At 68.8% G+C, this 14,653-nt stretch carries 25 protein-coding genes; 4 read left to right on the top strand and 21 right to left on the bottom strand.

Annotated features, from left to right (window positions below):
- The first annotated feature begins 7 nt into the window (after positions 1 to 7).
- Positions 8 to 727 carry a 16S rRNA (uracil(1498)-N(3))-methyltransferase gene (locus O5K39_RS00695; RefSeq protein ID WP_271145390.1) on the top strand — a complete coding sequence of 240 codons (720 nt, stop codon included), beginning with the start codon at positions 8 to 10 and terminating at the stop codon, positions 725 to 727.
- Positions 728 to 734: 7 nt separating this feature from the next.
- Here the strand turns inward: O5K39_RS00695 and O5K39_RS00690 are convergent, their stop codons facing one another.
- The 21 genes from O5K39_RS00690 to O5K39_RS00590 form a co-directional block, all read right to left on the bottom strand.
- Positions 735 to 1,043, bottom strand: coding sequence for a hypothetical protein (locus tag O5K39_RS00690; RefSeq protein ID WP_271145389.1), 309 nt, complete (start codon positions 1,041 to 1,043; stop codon positions 735 to 737).
- Between the two features lie 148 nt (positions 1,044 to 1,191).
- Complete coding sequence (locus O5K39_RS00685; protein WP_271145388.1) at positions 1,192 to 2,187, bottom strand: tyrosine-type recombinase/integrase; 996 nt, start codon at positions 2,185 to 2,187, stop codon at positions 1,192 to 1,194.
- 53 nt (positions 2,188 to 2,240) lie between these two features.
- The gene (locus O5K39_RS00680) at positions 2,241 to 2,603 is read right to left on the bottom strand and encodes a helix-turn-helix domain-containing protein (RefSeq protein WP_271145387.1); all 363 of its coding nucleotides are present in this window, start codon (positions 2,601 to 2,603) and stop codon (positions 2,241 to 2,243) included.
- Positions 2,600 to 2,758 (bottom strand): hypothetical protein, encoded by a 159-nt coding sequence (locus tag O5K39_RS00675; RefSeq protein WP_271145386.1) that lies wholly within the window; start codon positions 2,756 to 2,758, stop codon positions 2,600 to 2,602. Before O5K39_RS00675 ends, O5K39_RS00680 begins: the two co-directional genes overlap by 4 nt.
- A 110-nt stretch (positions 2,759 to 2,868) precedes the next feature.
- Complete coding sequence (locus O5K39_RS00670; RefSeq protein WP_271145385.1) at positions 2,869 to 4,038, bottom strand: phage Gp37/Gp68 family protein; 1,170 nt, start codon at positions 4,036 to 4,038, stop codon at positions 2,869 to 2,871.
- Entirely contained in the window at positions 4,038 to 4,310 is a 273-nt protein-coding gene (locus O5K39_RS00665; protein WP_271145384.1) for a hypothetical protein, read from the bottom strand. The genes O5K39_RS00670 and O5K39_RS00665 overlap by 1 nt, the downstream gene beginning before the upstream one ends.
- On the bottom strand, positions 4,310 to 4,654 hold the full coding sequence (locus O5K39_RS00660; protein WP_271145383.1) for a hypothetical protein: 345 nt from the start codon (positions 4,652 to 4,654) through the stop codon (positions 4,310 to 4,312). The genes O5K39_RS00665 and O5K39_RS00660 overlap by 1 nt, the downstream gene beginning before the upstream one ends.
- Positions 4,651 to 4,848, bottom strand: coding sequence for a hypothetical protein (locus O5K39_RS00655; RefSeq protein ID WP_271145382.1), 198 nt, complete (start codon positions 4,846 to 4,848; stop codon positions 4,651 to 4,653). The genes O5K39_RS00660 and O5K39_RS00655 overlap by 4 nt, the downstream gene beginning before the upstream one ends.
- 2 nt (positions 4,849 to 4,850) lie before the next feature.
- Positions 4,851 to 5,039, bottom strand: coding sequence for a hypothetical protein (locus O5K39_RS00650; RefSeq protein ID WP_271145381.1), 189 nt, complete (start codon positions 5,037 to 5,039; stop codon positions 4,851 to 4,853).
- The gene (locus O5K39_RS00645) at positions 5,036 to 5,197 is read right to left on the bottom strand and encodes a hypothetical protein (RefSeq protein ID WP_271145380.1); all 162 of its coding nucleotides are present in this window, start codon (positions 5,195 to 5,197) and stop codon (positions 5,036 to 5,038) included. Before O5K39_RS00645 ends, O5K39_RS00650 begins: the two co-directional genes overlap by 4 nt.
- Before the next feature lie 55 nt (positions 5,198 to 5,252).
- Positions 5,253 to 5,669, bottom strand: coding sequence for a hypothetical protein (locus O5K39_RS00640; RefSeq protein ID WP_271145379.1), 417 nt, complete (start codon positions 5,667 to 5,669; stop codon positions 5,253 to 5,255).
- Positions 5,666 to 6,100 carry a helix-turn-helix domain-containing protein gene (locus tag O5K39_RS00635; RefSeq protein WP_271145378.1) on the bottom strand — a complete coding sequence of 145 codons (435 nt, stop codon included), beginning with the start codon at positions 6,098 to 6,100 and terminating at the stop codon, positions 5,666 to 5,668. The genes O5K39_RS00640 and O5K39_RS00635 overlap by 4 nt, the downstream gene beginning before the upstream one ends.
- Complete coding sequence (locus O5K39_RS00630; RefSeq protein ID WP_271145377.1) at positions 6,100 to 6,519, bottom strand: hypothetical protein; 420 nt, start codon at positions 6,517 to 6,519, stop codon at positions 6,100 to 6,102. The genes O5K39_RS00635 and O5K39_RS00630 overlap by 1 nt, the downstream gene beginning before the upstream one ends.
- Positions 6,519 to 6,920, bottom strand: a complete 402-nt coding sequence (locus O5K39_RS00625; RefSeq protein WP_271145376.1) for a hypothetical protein — start codon at positions 6,918 to 6,920, stop codon at positions 6,519 to 6,521. The genes O5K39_RS00630 and O5K39_RS00625 overlap by 1 nt, the downstream gene beginning before the upstream one ends.
- Positions 6,920 to 8,977 (bottom strand): hypothetical protein, encoded by a 2,058-nt coding sequence (locus O5K39_RS00620; protein WP_271145375.1) that lies wholly within the window; start codon positions 8,975 to 8,977, stop codon positions 6,920 to 6,922. Before O5K39_RS00620 ends, O5K39_RS00625 begins: the two co-directional genes overlap by 1 nt.
- 120 nt (positions 8,978 to 9,097) lie before the next feature.
- A complete protein-coding gene (locus O5K39_RS00615; protein ID WP_271145374.1) occupies positions 9,098 to 9,562 on the bottom strand; it encodes a hypothetical protein in 465 nt (154 codons plus the stop codon).
- Entirely contained in the window at positions 9,559 to 9,855 is a 297-nt protein-coding gene (locus O5K39_RS00610) for a hypothetical protein (protein ID WP_271145373.1), read from the bottom strand. Before O5K39_RS00610 ends, O5K39_RS00615 begins: the two co-directional genes overlap by 4 nt.
- On the bottom strand, positions 9,852 to 10,274 hold the full coding sequence (locus O5K39_RS00605) for a hypothetical protein (RefSeq protein ID WP_271145372.1): 423 nt from the start codon (positions 10,272 to 10,274) through the stop codon (positions 9,852 to 9,854). Before O5K39_RS00605 ends, O5K39_RS00610 begins: the two co-directional genes overlap by 4 nt.
- A gap of 400 nt (positions 10,275 to 10,674) precedes the next feature.
- Positions 10,675 to 11,640 carry an energy transducer TonB gene (locus O5K39_RS00600; protein ID WP_271145371.1) on the bottom strand — a complete coding sequence of 322 codons (966 nt, stop codon included), beginning with the start codon at positions 11,638 to 11,640 and terminating at the stop codon, positions 10,675 to 10,677.
- Positions 11,641 to 11,780: 140 nt separating this feature from the next.
- Positions 11,781 to 12,422, bottom strand: a complete 642-nt coding sequence (locus O5K39_RS00595; RefSeq protein WP_271145370.1) for a hypothetical protein — start codon at positions 12,420 to 12,422, stop codon at positions 11,781 to 11,783.
- A 120-nt stretch (positions 12,423 to 12,542) separates the two neighbouring features.
- Positions 12,543 to 12,878, bottom strand: a complete 336-nt coding sequence (locus tag O5K39_RS00590) for a hypothetical protein (protein WP_271145369.1) — start codon at positions 12,876 to 12,878, stop codon at positions 12,543 to 12,545.
- Between the two features lie 95 nt (positions 12,879 to 12,973).
- Here O5K39_RS00590 and O5K39_RS00585 point away from each other — a divergent pair, with 95 nt between their 5' ends.
- The 3 genes from O5K39_RS00585 to O5K39_RS00575 are packed head-to-tail and all read left to right on the top strand — an operon-like array spanning position 12,974 to position 14,603.
- On the top strand, positions 12,974 to 13,432 hold the full coding sequence (locus tag O5K39_RS00585; protein ID WP_271145368.1) for a hypothetical protein: 459 nt from the start codon (positions 12,974 to 12,976) through the stop codon (positions 13,430 to 13,432).
- Positions 13,429 to 13,752, top strand: coding sequence for a hypothetical protein (locus O5K39_RS00580; protein WP_271145367.1), 324 nt, complete (start codon positions 13,429 to 13,431; stop codon positions 13,750 to 13,752). Before O5K39_RS00585 ends, O5K39_RS00580 begins: the two co-directional genes overlap by 4 nt.
- Entirely contained in the window at positions 13,749 to 14,603 is an 855-nt protein-coding gene (locus O5K39_RS00575; RefSeq protein WP_271145366.1) for a hypothetical protein, read from the top strand. The genes O5K39_RS00580 and O5K39_RS00575 overlap by 4 nt, the downstream gene beginning before the upstream one ends.
- The last annotated feature ends 50 nt before the right edge of the window (positions 14,604 to 14,653 follow it).

The following is a 14,653-nucleotide window of genomic DNA, read 5'->3' as shown; positions in this document are numbered from 1 at the left end:
TGGCGGCATGATCCGCCTCTACGTCACCACCGAACTGTCCCCCGGCACTGCCGTCGCCCCGACGCTTGATCAGTCGCGCTATCTGACCCAGGTCATGCGGCTGAAGCTCGCCGACGACCTGCTGGTGTTCAACGGGCGGGACGGGGAGTGGCGCTGTTCGATCGCCGAGGTGCTCAAGAAGGGTGTCCTGCTGCGCGCCGAGGAACAGGTCAGGCCCCAGACGACCGTGCCTGACGTCCATCTGCTGATCGCCGTGGTCAAGAAGTCGGCGCTGGAGTTCGCAGTGGAGAAGGCGACCGAACTGGGTTCCGCGCGCATCGGTCTGGTCCAGACCGACCGGACCCAGGTCCAGCACGTCCGCCTCGATCGACTTGACGCCATCGCCATGGAAAGCGCCGAACAGACGGGGCGGATGGACGTGCCCGTCATCGATGCAACCCGTCGCCTGACCGAGGTCCTGGACGGCTGGGACGCGACGCGAAAGCTGATGTTCTGTAACGAGACCGGGGGACAGCCCGCCATCGCGGCGGTCCAGGCGGCGGGGGCGGGGCCCTGGACCATCCTGATTGGTCCCGAGGGTGGCTTCTCGCCGGACGAACGCGAGAGACTGAGGGCTCTGCCGTTCACGACGGCGGTGTCGCTGGGGCCGCGCGTGCTGCGTGCCGACACGGCCGCGACCACGGCCTTGACGCTGTGGCAGGCGGCCGTGGGCGACTGGGCGCGATGAAGACCGATCAGTTGGGCGTGGCGTTGCCCTGGTTGTCCCGGGCCGTCTCGGCCTTCTGCTCGTCGGCCTTGCGGGCGAGGGCGTCGGTAGTCTCATCGACCTCCTGAGCGGCTTCCTTGGCCCCGGCGGCCACCGCCGAGCCCAGCTGGGACGCTTCCTCGGCGAGGGCGGAGCCGGCCTTCTCGGCCGCTTGGCCTGTCTCGGCCGCGGCCTGGTTGGCGTCGGCCTGGGCGTCGTCCTGTTCAGCCGGGGTGCAGGCGGCGATGCCCATGGCGAAGACGGCAGCGGCGATCAGGGCGGGGATGCGGACGGTCATGGGAAAATCTCCAGCGGTATGAACCTTGGGCTGAAAACGCAAAGCTGTGCCGCAGGTTGCCGAGGGCAGACCGGCTGCGGCGACATGACATTGGGTGGTGGCTGGAGGCGGGCTCGAACCGCCGACCTGTGGGTTATGAACGGTCCGATCAGGCCTTCTTAGCGGACTGATCCTGCGCGGGATTTTCGGTGTCGCCGGTCGGCAGTTCGGGACTATTCCGGGAAAGTGCAGCAAGGCCGGCGCGGACGTCGTCCTCGATCGCGTGGGCGTAGACCATGGTCGACTTGATGTCGGCGTGGCCCAGGAGGCGCTGGGCGACGCGTAGGTTTCCGGTCGCGCGCAGGATCTGCATGGCCGCGTGGTGACGGGTGGCGTGGATCCCGCGCATGCCCTTGGCGGCGCGCAGGCCCGAGGCGGTCATGGCGCGGCGCACGGCGATCTCGAGCCCTGCCTGGCTGAGGGGTTTGAGGATGACCTGGCCGCCCGGGCCCGGCATGCGCTTCTCGCGAAACCACACCGTCTCGAGCTCGGCGGCCCGGGCCCGGCCGAGGCGGGCGGCGATCATCGCGGCGTCCGCCGGCAGCAGGGGGATCATGTGGTCGTCGCCGCCCTTGCGATCGCGCAGCTTGATGCGGGCGGCACCGGGATCATTGACGTCGATGTCGTCCAAGGCGAACCAGAGCTCGCTGACCCGGCAGCCGTAGGTCGCGGCGAAGCGGATCACGTCGTGCCAGTGCGGCCGGACCTTGGCGAGGACCAGGTCCAGCTCGTCGCCGGCGAACTCCTTCGGCTTGGGCTTGGGCTCGTCCATGCGGACCTCGGCCCAGTCGATCTGCGGCAGGGTCGCCCCCCAGGCTTTCCTCGCCCGGTTCAGGATCGGCCGTAGGGTGTCGATCATGTCGCGGTTCACCGTCGAGCCGGTCGGGAGGTATTCGCGAGGCTTGTCGCCCTTGGCGTGGGTGCGGGTCTGGCCTCGACGCTTCTCGATCGCGCGCGAGACGACCTGGGTCGTGATCTCACGAATGGGACGGGCCGGACCGACCAGGGCGACGGCACGCTCGATACGGGCCTCGAGGCGATCGCCGCCCTTGAGCAGGGCGCCGCGCTCATCCCACCATCGGGCGGCGGCAGCGGTCAGGGTCATCGCGCCGGCGTCGCCGCCTTCATCGAGGGCGGCCTCGCGGCGCTTGCGGCGCTCTACTTCTTCGGCCGCGCGGCGCGTTTCAACGCCCGTCGAGCCATGAAATCGGCGACCCCGGATCTGGAAGTCATATTGGAAGTAGGGGCTCTTGGCGGGTTTGTAGACGGACATGGGGCGGCACTCTGGGTCAGGTAGGCGCGGATGTCACCCTCGGTATAGGCGCGGGTCTCGCGCCGCCCCCGGCGAACCGCGCGGATGAGGCCGTCGTCATTGAGGGCGCGCAGGGATCTTACATCGATGCCGAGAAGTCGGGCTGTCGCCTCGGCCGACAGCAGGCAGGTGTCCTTGAAGGCGGCGAGGATCCGCGCCTCGGTCGCGGCACCGATCGGCGCGGCCGTGATGGGCGTATGGATGGTCAAGCGCCCGCTCCGCCCTGCAGCGCGAGAATCCGATCGACCTTGGCCAGCGACGGGGCCGTCCAGGGTTCGCCGCCGGAGCCCGGGCAGGCGTCGTGATAGGCCCAGGCCTCGGGGTCGATGATGCGGGCGAGATCCTCGCGGGATGCGCCTTTCATGGCGGCAAACTTTCGCGCGATGATCCCCGCGAGGACTCGGCATGTTGCCTCGCTTAGGCCAGGCGCTCCGGTACGGATGGTCTCGAAAGCGGCATCGACAAGAGAGCTTGTCATTCCGGAAATCCGTCGTGCAGCCTGCCGTCCAGCTTACGGCCGGCGGCTCTCTTTCCGTCCAGGACAAAGCGTTGCCCGCCGACGTCTTGTGGTACGGCGTCGTCCGCGACGGGGCTTCCGTCGAGCATGATCGCCCGCTGCGTCGCGCGCCCAGGACGCCAGGTCTCGACTGGCGACCAGGCCCCCCACTGTTTGAAGAGAAACTGGACATCGGCCGCCGCGCACTGGTCCCGGATCTGGCGCACCCAGTCGGGATGCATGGGGCGTGCGCCCGGCCCGCTCTCGCCGCCGACGACGACCCAGTCGAGGCCCGAGCGTCCGCGTACGGAATCCGCCTCGGATTGCTTTCCACGCTGGCAGTTGTGGAGGGGGCGGTGACCCTTTTCGCACCAGGCGCAGTCGCCCCAGCATTCGCTGTCCAGAGCGTTCTCGCCATGCCACGCGGCCTCGAGATCGATCGGTCCGAGCAGCGGCTCCGCCGAAATCCAGCGGACGGCGGCTGGGGTGTCGAGAAGGATCGGGATCCGCTCGTCCGCCCGGCACTGGTCTTCAACGCTGACCCCGAGCCAGAGGTTCGGAAAGACATCCTCCCAGCGCGACATCCCGTTGGCCCAGTCGAAGGCGGGATAGGCGCACCCGGGGGGCGGTTGGCCCATGGCCTCGAGCATGTCGGCGAACAGCTGGCCCCGGCCGCTGGGGTGCGCTGCCCGGACTTCCTCGGGCCCGCGCGCATTCCTGAAGCCCCAGTCGTTCTCTTCGTCGACGTTGGCCCAGCGCCGAAAGAATTCACGCGCGCGATCGGGCCGCTTGGTCAGCACCTGGTAGGTGTGGTGCGGCGTCATCGCGATGACCATCAGGATCCGCATGACCCATCCGAAGGGCACGTCCGGATGGAACAGGTCGCCATGGGCGCAGACGAAGATCCGGCGCGGCTTGGTCCAGCGTGCGGGCTGGTCGAGCCACTGCTCATTGAACCGCACCTGGCCGTTCCAGACCGGCCCCGCCTTGGTGTCGATCGTCAGGCCCTGGCGGCTGGGGTGATGCCGGAGCCGGGTGCCGGCGAGGCGCATGGCGTAGCAGTTCGTGCATCCGGGCGAGACGACGCTGCAGCCGGTGATGATGTTCCAGGTGGCGTCGGTCCACTCGATGTGGGTCTGGTCAGCCATCAGGCGTGTCCTTCGGTCTGGGCCTGACCCTCGAACCGGGCCTGCATCTCGCGGAGAAGGACCCGGACGTCGAGACGGTCGGCGTTCGAGATGTAGTTGAAGCGGCCGCCTTCGCCGTTCGTGTTGAAGTCGAACACGGCGAGGAAGAACCCGACCTTTCGCTCGCCACGGCGGGGAAGGCCGGGAAGCGGCGGCGGGTTGAAACGATCGTCCAGCTCGTGGGCGAGGTCGTTCAGCGTCGCGCGGTACTTGGGCTCGATCGGATCCGCCATCAGTCGAAACCCCACGTCGAGGCAATGTCACAAAAGCGGTCATAGCCCGGGTGACCCGGTCGGCCCGAAAGCTCGGAAAGCGGCGTCCCGATCGCGGGCGGCTCCGGCTGAGTGGTGGTTGTGGCGGTGCCCGCGCCGAGGTCATAGATCAGCGACGTCGGGTGGCACGGCGAAGCGTGTTTCGTCCCGTCAAAGGTGACCCAGATGTGGTTATCGTAGGACCGGCGTCGGGCGATGACGCCTTCGCGGTCGGTGTTTTCCAGGCGAACCCGGGCACCGATGATGGGGTTCACGCCATAGGTCCGCGTGACGTAGTCGTAGGGCGGTTGGGCGGGGCGTCTCATGACCTTGCTCCTTCCGCCGCGTCGGCGACGGTGCGAAGCGCCTTCGCGGCCTCGGCCTGGCTGGCCGGCGGCGCGCTCAGGGCGACCGATTTCGGATTGTCGGCCTGGCCGGGGACCCAGAGGACCAGGGCGAAGGTGATCTTCGCGCCCTGCAGGCGCCGATCGATGTCGGCGCAGATCTCGTCGATGAGCAAGCTCATGGCTCCATCTCCGGGCGACGGCTTTCCGCCACGGCCTGCTGCTCGAAGGCGGCGGCGTGTTCTGGGGAGATGCCGAAAGTTTCCAGGACAGCGGCACGGTCGGCGGGGTTCTGGCGGAAGGCGTCGCCGGCGCGGCGGAGCTGTTCGCGGGACCAGGCGGGGTGGTCGGCTGGGGCGGCGCTCATGGCTCGACTCCCGCCTCGATCAGGGCACCGCGGTCGATCTCGAACAGGGCGGAGATCTGGCGCAGCGGCCATCCGGCGCGGCGGAAGGCGCGGGCCCAGGCGGGCAGCCGGGGGTGGCGATCGGGGATGACGGGGAAGGGGTTGGCGGCGTCGGTCAAAGCAGGCGTTCCTTTCGGACGAAGATCAGGATCAGCAGGTGAAGGGCGAGCAGGATCATGCGGCGACCTGCAGGCCGGTTGCGGCCTCGGTCGGGTGGGCGATTCCGGCCTGACCGTCCTCGCGCATGGCCAGGGTGAAGAGGCGCAGGCGGACGGATGTCCGGGGTCGTTTCATCTCGATCGCGATGTCGCGCAGCGGCATGTTGGCGAGGCTGAGCTTCAGCAGCAGATCATCCTCGGCCTCGGTGAACCGGCGCTGCAGGCGACCGTCGCGGCCGACCATGGTCATCGGTCCCCGGCTGCGGTTGGCGCGGGTGCGCGGAGAGACGGCCCCGAGCTTGAGGCAGTGGTACTGGATCGCGCCGGTCGAGACGCCGAACCGGGTCGCGATCCGGCGGTGCGACCAGCCCCGTTCCTCCCGCAGGCGGGCGATCTCGGCCGTCTGGCCGTCGGAGAGTTTGGGCGCGCTCATCGTGCGGACCCTTCCACCGGGGCGCACGGCGTGCGCGTGGCCAGGGCGATCGCGGTGTCGGCGGCGCGCCAGGCGGCGACCTGGTCTGGATCCTCGTCGTCGTCCCAGTTCGCAGGTCGGATCGCGATCAGGCCGCGCAGGGCGGACAGCATGGGCAGGGCGGCGCGGATCGGGCCGTCGCCGGTGTCGATCGGCGGATCGCACTCCATCGCCGCCTTCCAGAGATCGGCCTTGTCGGTGAAGTTGGCGAAGATCGAACCGGTAGACTTTCCGATCGCCTTCGCGATCGAGCGGATCGTCACCGCGCCGTAGCCCTTGGACCGGAACTGGCGGCGGGCCTCATCGAGGACGGCGAGCCGGGTCCGCACCTTGGCGGCGACGCGGCGGTTGGGCCTGGCCTCGGCAGGGGCGGCATGGGTCGTGTCGATCATCACGCGGCCTCGGACTGGATGACCAGGCGGTTGCGGCGCAGGGCGGCCTGCAGGGTCTCGAGGCCCCGGCCGTCCAGCCAGGCGGTGCCGAGATTGCGGTCGCGGTTGTCGCCGGCGTCGGTCGTGTAGACGTGGACGGCGAGGCGGCCGCCCAGGTCGTTCTCGAGCTCGAGGTCCTCGGTCTCGACCAGGTCGAGGCCCTGTTCGCCGCGCTCGCGCTGGATCCAGCGGGCCAGAGCATTGAGGTCGTCGAACACGATCGGCTTGGCGGCGGCGGTCGGTCGGATGATGGCGAAGCGGGCCTGTTCGGGCATTCGGTATCTCCAGGGGTTGTGGCGGCGGGGTGAGTGTTCGGCCGCGACGGGGAAGCCGTGGGCGGCGAGGAAGGCGGTGGCCTCGATCCAGGGGCGAGCGGGCATCAGGCTGCCTCCATCTCGCGGGCCTCGACGCGTGCGGCGCGCCGGGACAGGGTCATCAGGCGGCCCTGGATCGAGTTTGGCTGACGGGGCGGGTCGAAGCTCCGGCCGATCTGGCCGTAGTTCAGGCCCTGGGCCTCGAGCGCCAGCAGCAGGTCGTCGTCGGCCTGGGTGAAACGCCGCACCAAAGCCCCGTTGCGAACGCAGGCGACCGGCGCTGTCGGCACGGGCGGCAGCGGCCGATCCGGCCGGGGGTCGGCTCCGATCCGAAGCTGGGCCCAGGTAACGGATCCAAGGCTGCAGCCGATCCTGCGTGCGATCTTCCACGCCGGCAGCTTCTGCACCTCGGTCATCTCGGCGATCCGGTCGAGTTCGGCGGCAGTGAGGTTGGGGCGTTTGGGCATCACGCCTCTCCCGCACGCTGGCGGCGCTCGATCTCGGCGAGGATCAGGGCTCCGGCCTTGACCAGGTCGCGGATCCGTCCGCTCGGCTTGAAGCCTTCGGGGTCCCATTCGCGGGGCCAGAACAGGGCGGCATCGGGGTCGTCAGCAGCGGCGGCGGCGTAGGCGGCGGCCGCATTGGCCAACTGGCCGTCGGCGTTCTCCTCGTCGTCGTGATCGGGCAGGCGCTTCTCGACCTCGACCTGACGGGCGCGCTCGATCGCGAGCAGCTGCAGGGCGGCGTTGGTGGGGTGGGTCTGCGGGCCGGCGGCGGCGATCGGATGGGAAACGGTCGAGGGCGACGCCAGCGTGGAGGCGTCGTGCTCGGCGCGTTCCGCCTGCAGCCTGGCGATTGCCTCTGCCGCCGTCGTCGGCGCTTCCGACGTCCGGGCGGACGCGCCGTAGTTGGCCTGGCTCTTTTCGAGGCCGATCGCCCGTCTGGCCTCCCCCGCCCGGCTGGCGTTGTAGTGATCCACACCCGCGACGACGAACGGTCCCATCTGCTGGTCCAACCAGGACAAGGCCCAGTCGGGTGCGTTGGGATCGTGCGCGAGGACGCGAAGCCGCGCCGCCTGCAGGGCGGCGAACAGGGTCGGGTGACCCGGATTGCGATCGCCGATGGCTGCGCTCTCACCCACGCCATGAACGCCGAACAGGATGTCGAGGGTGACGACCCAGCGTGTGCGATCGGGAGCGGCGTAGATCTTCAGTTTCAGATAGCCGGGCCCCTGCTGTACGGCACGGTCGGGATGGCGTTCCCAGGGATCGTCACAGGCCCATCGGGGCAGCTCGGCGGGGGCCGTCGTCACGGCCTCGATGCCGGAGAGCGTCTTCACTACGGGATCAGCAAGCGGTGTCGCCTCTGCCTTCGCGGGCGTGTTGAGCCATTCGGTGCGGAAGGTCGTGACGCCGTACCCCGCCGGGAAGCTCAACCGCTCGCGGGCACTGGCGACGTCGCTGGTGTCCAGGTCCCAGTGCTTGAGCGCCGCCGCGCCCGTGCCGGTCACGAAGCCGGTGTCGCCCCTGTCGTTGCGATGGAGCTTGACCAGGTCGTACTGGGCGAGCCGTCCGCCCTCGGCGGCGAAGGCCGCCGGCAGGACGCCGACCGAGAGGCCGACGGTCCGCTCGGCCTTGGCGAACATCTCGGCCAGGGCCAGCTTGTGCAGGCGGGTGATCGGCAGATCGTCGAAGTTTGGGCCCCGGGGTTTGGAGACCGACTCCCGCAGCGTCTCCCAGGCGCCCGGGGCCGACGGGTCGGCCTCGTAGGCCGCGATGGCCTCGGGCGTCGCTTCGCGTGCGACCTTGAGCTTGGACTGGATGTCGCGCAGGCCGCCCCGGCCGCCCTCGCGGGTCCGACCGATGCGGCGGCCCAGCTCGGGCGCGGACAGGTTCAGGGCATCGGCGGCGACGCGGAGCTGTTTGGCGTCTTCCCAGGGCGACTGATCCTTGCGCGCCGTGTTCTCGATACAGGCGATGATGGCGACCTCGCCGGCGGCGACCTCGCGCTCGATGAAGGGCAGGCCGCCCTGCAGGGCCTTGGGCAGGCGGTCCTGTCGGGCCAGCAGCTTCGCCGCCTCCCAGCGGTGCTCCCCGGCCAGGATCATGCGCACGCCGTGCGCGTCGGCCTCACCGGCGACGACGGGCAGCAGGATGTCGCCGACGCCGTCGTCGGAGGCGGTGTCGGCGATCGCCTCGACGTGGGCGGGGTCGATCGGCCGGTTGTCCGGATTGCGGCGGAACCTGTCGAGGGGCCAGCGGCCGCGCGGGCGGCGGGCCTCCCCGCCGTGCTTGGCGCGCTTGTAGGCGGCTAACTGATCGCGGCCGGCCTGGGTCAGGCCGGACAGCGGCGAGGGCAGCAGAAGACCTTCAGCGGAGAGGCGTTTGAGCGTCTTGCCGAGGTTGCTCTCGTCGCGACCGATCTGGTTCGCCAGTGCGCGTGGGCCCCACAGGCCGTCCGTCTTGCTGTCGATCGCCTCGAGGACGTCGGCGTTCTGGAAGGCCAGGACATTGGGTTCAATCATCGTAAGGGTCCGGTCAGCAGGGGATGTCGCCGAATGCGAAGGCGCAGACGGCGGCGACGATGAGGATGATGACGCCCACGACGACGTCGCGGCCGTGGGGCGAAAGGACGGGGCCGCGCTTCACAGCAGTCGCTCCTGGGCGAGTGGGGTGCGCTGTCCAGGCATGAGGTCGGCGACCGTGCGGGTCGGCGCGGTGACGATCTCGCGGTCGCCCGGAACCCAGCCGGAGATGGAGACCGACAGCAGGGCGGAGTTGGCCTGGTCCGGGGTCAGGCCGCTGACCCGGCACAGGCGGACCCCGTGGACGTCCGCGATGTAGGCGCATCGTGCGTCGGCAGGATCGGGGTCGCAGACCAGGTCGAGCGGCCCGCACCGCAGGCTGCGGCAGACGCTCTTGATCACGTCGTCCGGATGGGGGCCCTGACCGGCGCGTTCGGGCCCGCCGAAGATGTCGGAGGCCTGATAGGCGCAGGCCCCCGGCGCGAACTCGACATAGACGGCCGGGTCACTCAGCTGCTCGGCGATCGTGCGATGGGCGGCGGCACCGACTGTGGCGGGACCGGCGGAAACGGCGGCGGCGTTCACAGCGGCACCCCTTCGCGCGGCGACAGGGCAGTGACGGCCGGCGTCGCGCCCTCACGCTTGGTCAGGTGCCAGCCCCGGCAATGGGTGCAGGCGTAGGGCCAGAGGCGGGAGACAGGGGCCTCGGTCTTGCGCAGGAAGCCCTGGCCGTTGCCGCGCGCCGCCTGTTCGGAGGTGTAGCGGACCTTGCCGATGCAGCGGTCGCGTCCGCCGGCATAGATTCGCTGCAGCTGGGTGGCCCAGTCCGGGAGCGCCCGGTTCGAGGCCCTGGCCGGTGTGATGGGGGCGGCGGTCACTCGCCGTCCTCGATGCGCGGGGCCAGACCCTCAGGAAATGGGCTGTGCAGCCGGTCCATCCGGCCCTCGGCCTCGACGATCGCCCGGTTGAAGGCGTCGGCCAGGAGATCAGCGGCGCGGAACGCGGCGATCCGGATGCGCAGGGCGACGGTCGCCGCCTCGATCGTCGTCAGGGTCCAGGTACGGCCGTCGGCCCGGACCCAGACGCGGGGCTCAGCCATCCGCCCGGCGATCACGACGGCCGACCCCATGTCGAACCCGGCGATCGGGCGGCCGTGGCCCAGGGCTGCGATCAGCTCGGCGGCAACGTCGCGGGCCTCGACGACAGGGCGGGGGCGGCCGGACGGGGTGAGGCTCCACATCGCGTCGCGGATGGAGCGGGCGAGGGATGGGGCGGCAGGATCGGCAGGCGGCGACATCGGTGACCTCCGTTATGGAAGTCACAGGTTCATCACAGGTGAACCAAAGCCGTCAAGACAAAAGTTCATCACAAGTGAACGTACGTCCGGAACTGACGTACCAGCTCTCGACTCTAGTTCACGGTGAAGGAATCAGTGGGCCGTTAACGATTGGGAGGCTCGAAATGGCAAAGGCCGCTAGCTACGTTGTAGAGGGATACCGTCGCCGGGCTGGGTGTCTGGCGGTGTCGGAGCGGTATCCGGGGCCAAGCGAGGCCGCTATCGCCCGTCGCGGTCGCGCAATGACCGGTCGGGTCGACGGTATGGTTTTCTATAGGATCGAGACCAGCGCGGCCGGCGATGTGTGGACTGAGATTGAAGTCCTGGCGACCGAAGGTGACGTGCCTGAGGGTATCGAGCCCTAAGGAGCGGCTGGCGTCGGAACATTGAACTCGACCCGTGTCGTAAAGGTCGGGTCGGCGATCGTTCCAGAACTCCTCGGCGAGAGCTGCGCGCGCTGAACTACACGAACGGCGGCTTGTCCGAACCCCAATCCGGCCGGGGATTCAGAAACGACCCGGCAGTTGGCCGGCCTGCCGGTGGCGGCTGCCGTGCAGCTCACCGTGGCAAACCCGCCGACGCCCCGGTCCAGAGCCCGAGAAGGAAAATCATCGGCCGTCACTCTCGGCGGCCGACTCCAGGTCACGTTCGTGAGGACGGCGGGTGTCGTGGAAGCTACTGCCGGTGTTTCCGGTGCCGGCGGCGCGCTGACTATCTCCGCCAAGAGCTCGATAGGCTCTTTGGGATAGTCGGCGTCATTATTGTAGCGCCGCGAGGCGGTCCATGTGTCGCAAGATTGGGAAAGGCTTCGACCGGACCTGCACATACTCCAATAGCCGCTGTAGAAGTCGGACAGGGCCTGATAAAGCCCCACCGGGCGAGTACGGCCGGGCGATCCATCATAAAGATCGGAGGCCGCGAGAAAGCCAGAAACGAGTTCAATGGTGTCGCGATCGGCAGCGTCGATCGCCTCGACTGCCCGGCGCCAGATCGGTCCATCGGGCCTATAGATTTCGCTTCGCGGGACGCCGCAGCCATCCAGAACCCGGCCGATCGGCCCGCTCGATCCGGCAAGAGAGACGGCGATCTGGTCGGGAGACCCGTATTCACCCGTCACCTCAAAAACCAGGCGACTGGAGGTCATCAGGCTCCTGGCAAACTCGCCTGGCCCAGGAGCGAACACGCCGGATCCGTCAGTTGAGGTGTCCCAGGTATTGGTGCGGACTTCGCCGTTGTCGAAGCGATAGCGCACGTCCGCAGCGTCGCCGAGATAGCCGACGATCACCAGATACACCTCGAGGCGATCATCCTTGCATCGGACGTTCATGGAGTGTCGCCGTGAGGTCTGGCTCGCTCGATAGGTGGGTTTGTCCGTGAACGGATCCCGGGCCGACGAGAATGTCCACGACTGGGCCTGGGCCGAGTTAGCGGCAGTCAGCAAGGCGAGAGACAGGGCGGATACTCGGATCATCCCAGGGTGCCGGTCCGCCGAACGGATGGCGAGGTGACGTCTATCGCCGCTTCAGGTTCACCCGAGCGTGCCGCTTCCGCCAGAACAGATCTCATACGTCGGATGCGCATGGCCTCCTCTGGATGCATGAACAGTTCGTATGGTGCGATGTGCAACAAGCCGACGACGTCGTCCACGTTGTCGCGTCGATAGGGCTGGACGCCGTGCCACAGCTTGAAGGCGGTGCCTTTCTGGTAGCCTAGCTTGTTGACTAGATCGGCTTGGCGAAGCCCTGCCGTGGCGAACCACTCCTGCAAAAACCAGTCATGGGTGGGGTTCGCGCTCATGTTCATATTGTGCGAACTGGAGCGCGAGTTGTCGTTGACCCTAGAATGAACTGTGGCACTTGACTGCGCGTTCATTCTGAGTGAACCAACGGCACCATGGAACTCTCCGCCTATCGAATCGAAAAAGGGCTCTCTCTCGAGCAATGCGCCGAGGCGCTTGGCTTGAGCCGATCGAGCAAGGGCTGGCTGTCCGACATCGAGAACGGGAAACGGGAGGCGTCCCTGCGGCTCGCCCTTCGCATCCAGGCTTGGAGTGGCGGAAAGGTGAGTGCGGCGAGCGTATGCCGTGAACTTGGCGGCGATGATGTCCAAGGCTCTGCCCCTGCGGCGGTTGATGACCCCGCACCAATGGCGCCCGCCGACGCCGCTGGCGCCGGGATTCCCGACGTGAACGTCTCGCGAACGGAGGCGGCGTCGTGAGGTGTCTTCAGGTCATCGGCGCGGCGGGACCCGAGATGGTTGAGTTGCCGGGCCTTGTAAAACCCGTTCACGGATTTTCTCGGCGAGCCGTTTTACGTCAGCGTTCAGCAGGGCCGCTCGTGTCGGCTGTACTTCTCGCGGCCCTTCTTCTGTGTGTCGCCAAACGGGTGTTTCGTGGTCGCTGATCCCGTCCAAAAACGCCAAGGCTTCGTCGGCGGGGAACTGCAGCAGCACGTTGGCGGTGAGTTGTTCGAGCAGCCATTCGTGGGCGCTCACCCTTATGGCCAAAAAGTCCTGGCCGGCGCGCAGGTCGCTGATCGCCTGGCGGACGTCTTCGTCTGGATCCATCGCATTCTCTCCAAAGGCTGTTTGTGCATTGCAGGGGATGCCGAGTCGGGGACGGATGCGAATCCGTCCCCCGCGAAGCAGCGGGGAGCGGCGTCGTGAACCCGCTTCTGCTCAAGGCCAAGTTCAAGGCGCTGGTCCAGGCCTGCGGCGGTCTCGATGAAGCCGTCGCAGCCTGTCGCGCCGCCGAAGAGTCGGGCCAGGGGCGGGCCTATTCCAAGGCCCAGCTGAGCCGGTGCTGCGTCCCGACCGCGCCGGACTTCGCGCCGATCGACATCGTCGCCGTGCTCGAGGACTTCTGCGGGGAGCCGATCGTGTCGCGCGCCCTGGTCGAGGCCCGGCCCGCCGTCGCCGGCGTCGGGGACATCCGCGACGAAGCGTCGGAGGCGACCGAGGCGGCCGCCAGCCTGCAGGGCGCGGTGCGTCGGGCCCTGGCGGGCGACAATCGCATCGAGGCCCATGAGGCGCGCGAGATCCTCGACCTGGTCGAAAAGGGAATGGCCGAGTTCCGCGACGTCGCATCGAGCCTGGGCGACATCCTGAAAGGGCGGTCATGAAACCCCATCCCTTCACGCCCGAGGATGCCGCCGTCTGGACCCTGCTCGCCGATCGCGCGGCCATCGCGGCGCGGGCCCCGGCCGACAAGGCCCAGACCGGGCTGGCCGGTGTCACCGGCAAGGCCAAGCGCACGCCGGTCGCCGGGGTGCTGAACAAGGAAAATCCCTGCGTCGTCCTGGTCGGCCTGTGCCGGCGCTATCTGAATGAGACGACGCGGGGCCGGGTCGCCCTGCAGGCCGAGCTGGCCGAGGCGGCCGAGGCTGTGCGCGCCGCCTTGGCGGCGGCCTCGGGGCGGTTCCGCCGGGATATCGACGGATGAGCCGCCTGAGCGAACATCAGATCGGGGCCCTGTCGTCTTCGATGAGCGACGCCAGCGTCGGCCTGATGCTGGGCCGATCGGTCGGGTGGGTGGCGCGGATGCGTCGCGATCTGGGCGCTCAGGGGCTGACGGTCGCAGAGCCGCCTGTCGCAGTACCGGCCGTCGCGACCCTGCCGGATGTCGAGGCTCCAGAGGCCGTGCGCCGCTCCGCCTCGATCCTGACCCAGGGCCAGCTGACGGCTGCGATCGCAGCGGCTGCGCGGTTGCGCGGGGTGGAGCCGTCCGATGCCTATCGTCGTGGTCCTGCCGCCCGCAGGGTCCGGTTCCTGGCCGGGGCGGCGCTCAGGGCCCGGTTCGGCCAGACCACCTTCGTGCTCGCCGATCTGCTGGCCATCTCGCCCCAGGAACTGGCCCCCTCGATGCTGGCCAAGGCCGGGGTCACGACCGACGACCTGATGACGATCGCCGAGGCCCTGCCTGTCGCCTCCCCGGATGATCTGGCGGCCGCCCGCATCGTGATCCAGGATCGGCCCTCCTCCGCAAAGGCGGTCGCGGTGCCAATCGCCGCCGCCGTCGTCAAACCCCGCTCTGCGGTCCAGGCCGACACCCTGCCGGTTCCGGTCAGGGCTCCCGCGATGCCGCGTAAGACGCGGGCGCGACCCGAACCGCGCGTCCCGTCATTGCCCTCGGGGCCAGGCATCATTCGGGTCAGGCCGGTGTCGCCGCGCGTGACGCGCTGGGCCTCCTGGTTCATGGCGGCAGCCTGGGGCGTCGAAGAGGTGGCGGACCTGTTCGATGTGCATCCCGACGCCCTGACGGATGCCCTGCGGGGCAATCTGGTGGCGGCATGAGCCCCACGATCACGGGCGCGCGCGGGCCTCGCCATAGCCCTCTCCCATCA

Source organism: Brevundimonas sp. NIBR10 (assembly GCF_027912515.1).
In the GTDB taxonomy this organism is placed as follows: Bacteria; Pseudomonadota; Alphaproteobacteria; order Caulobacterales; family Caulobacteraceae; genus Brevundimonas.
The sequence above is the reverse complement of the archived record's forward strand: the minus strand, read 5'-3'. Positions and strand labels throughout refer to the sequence as shown.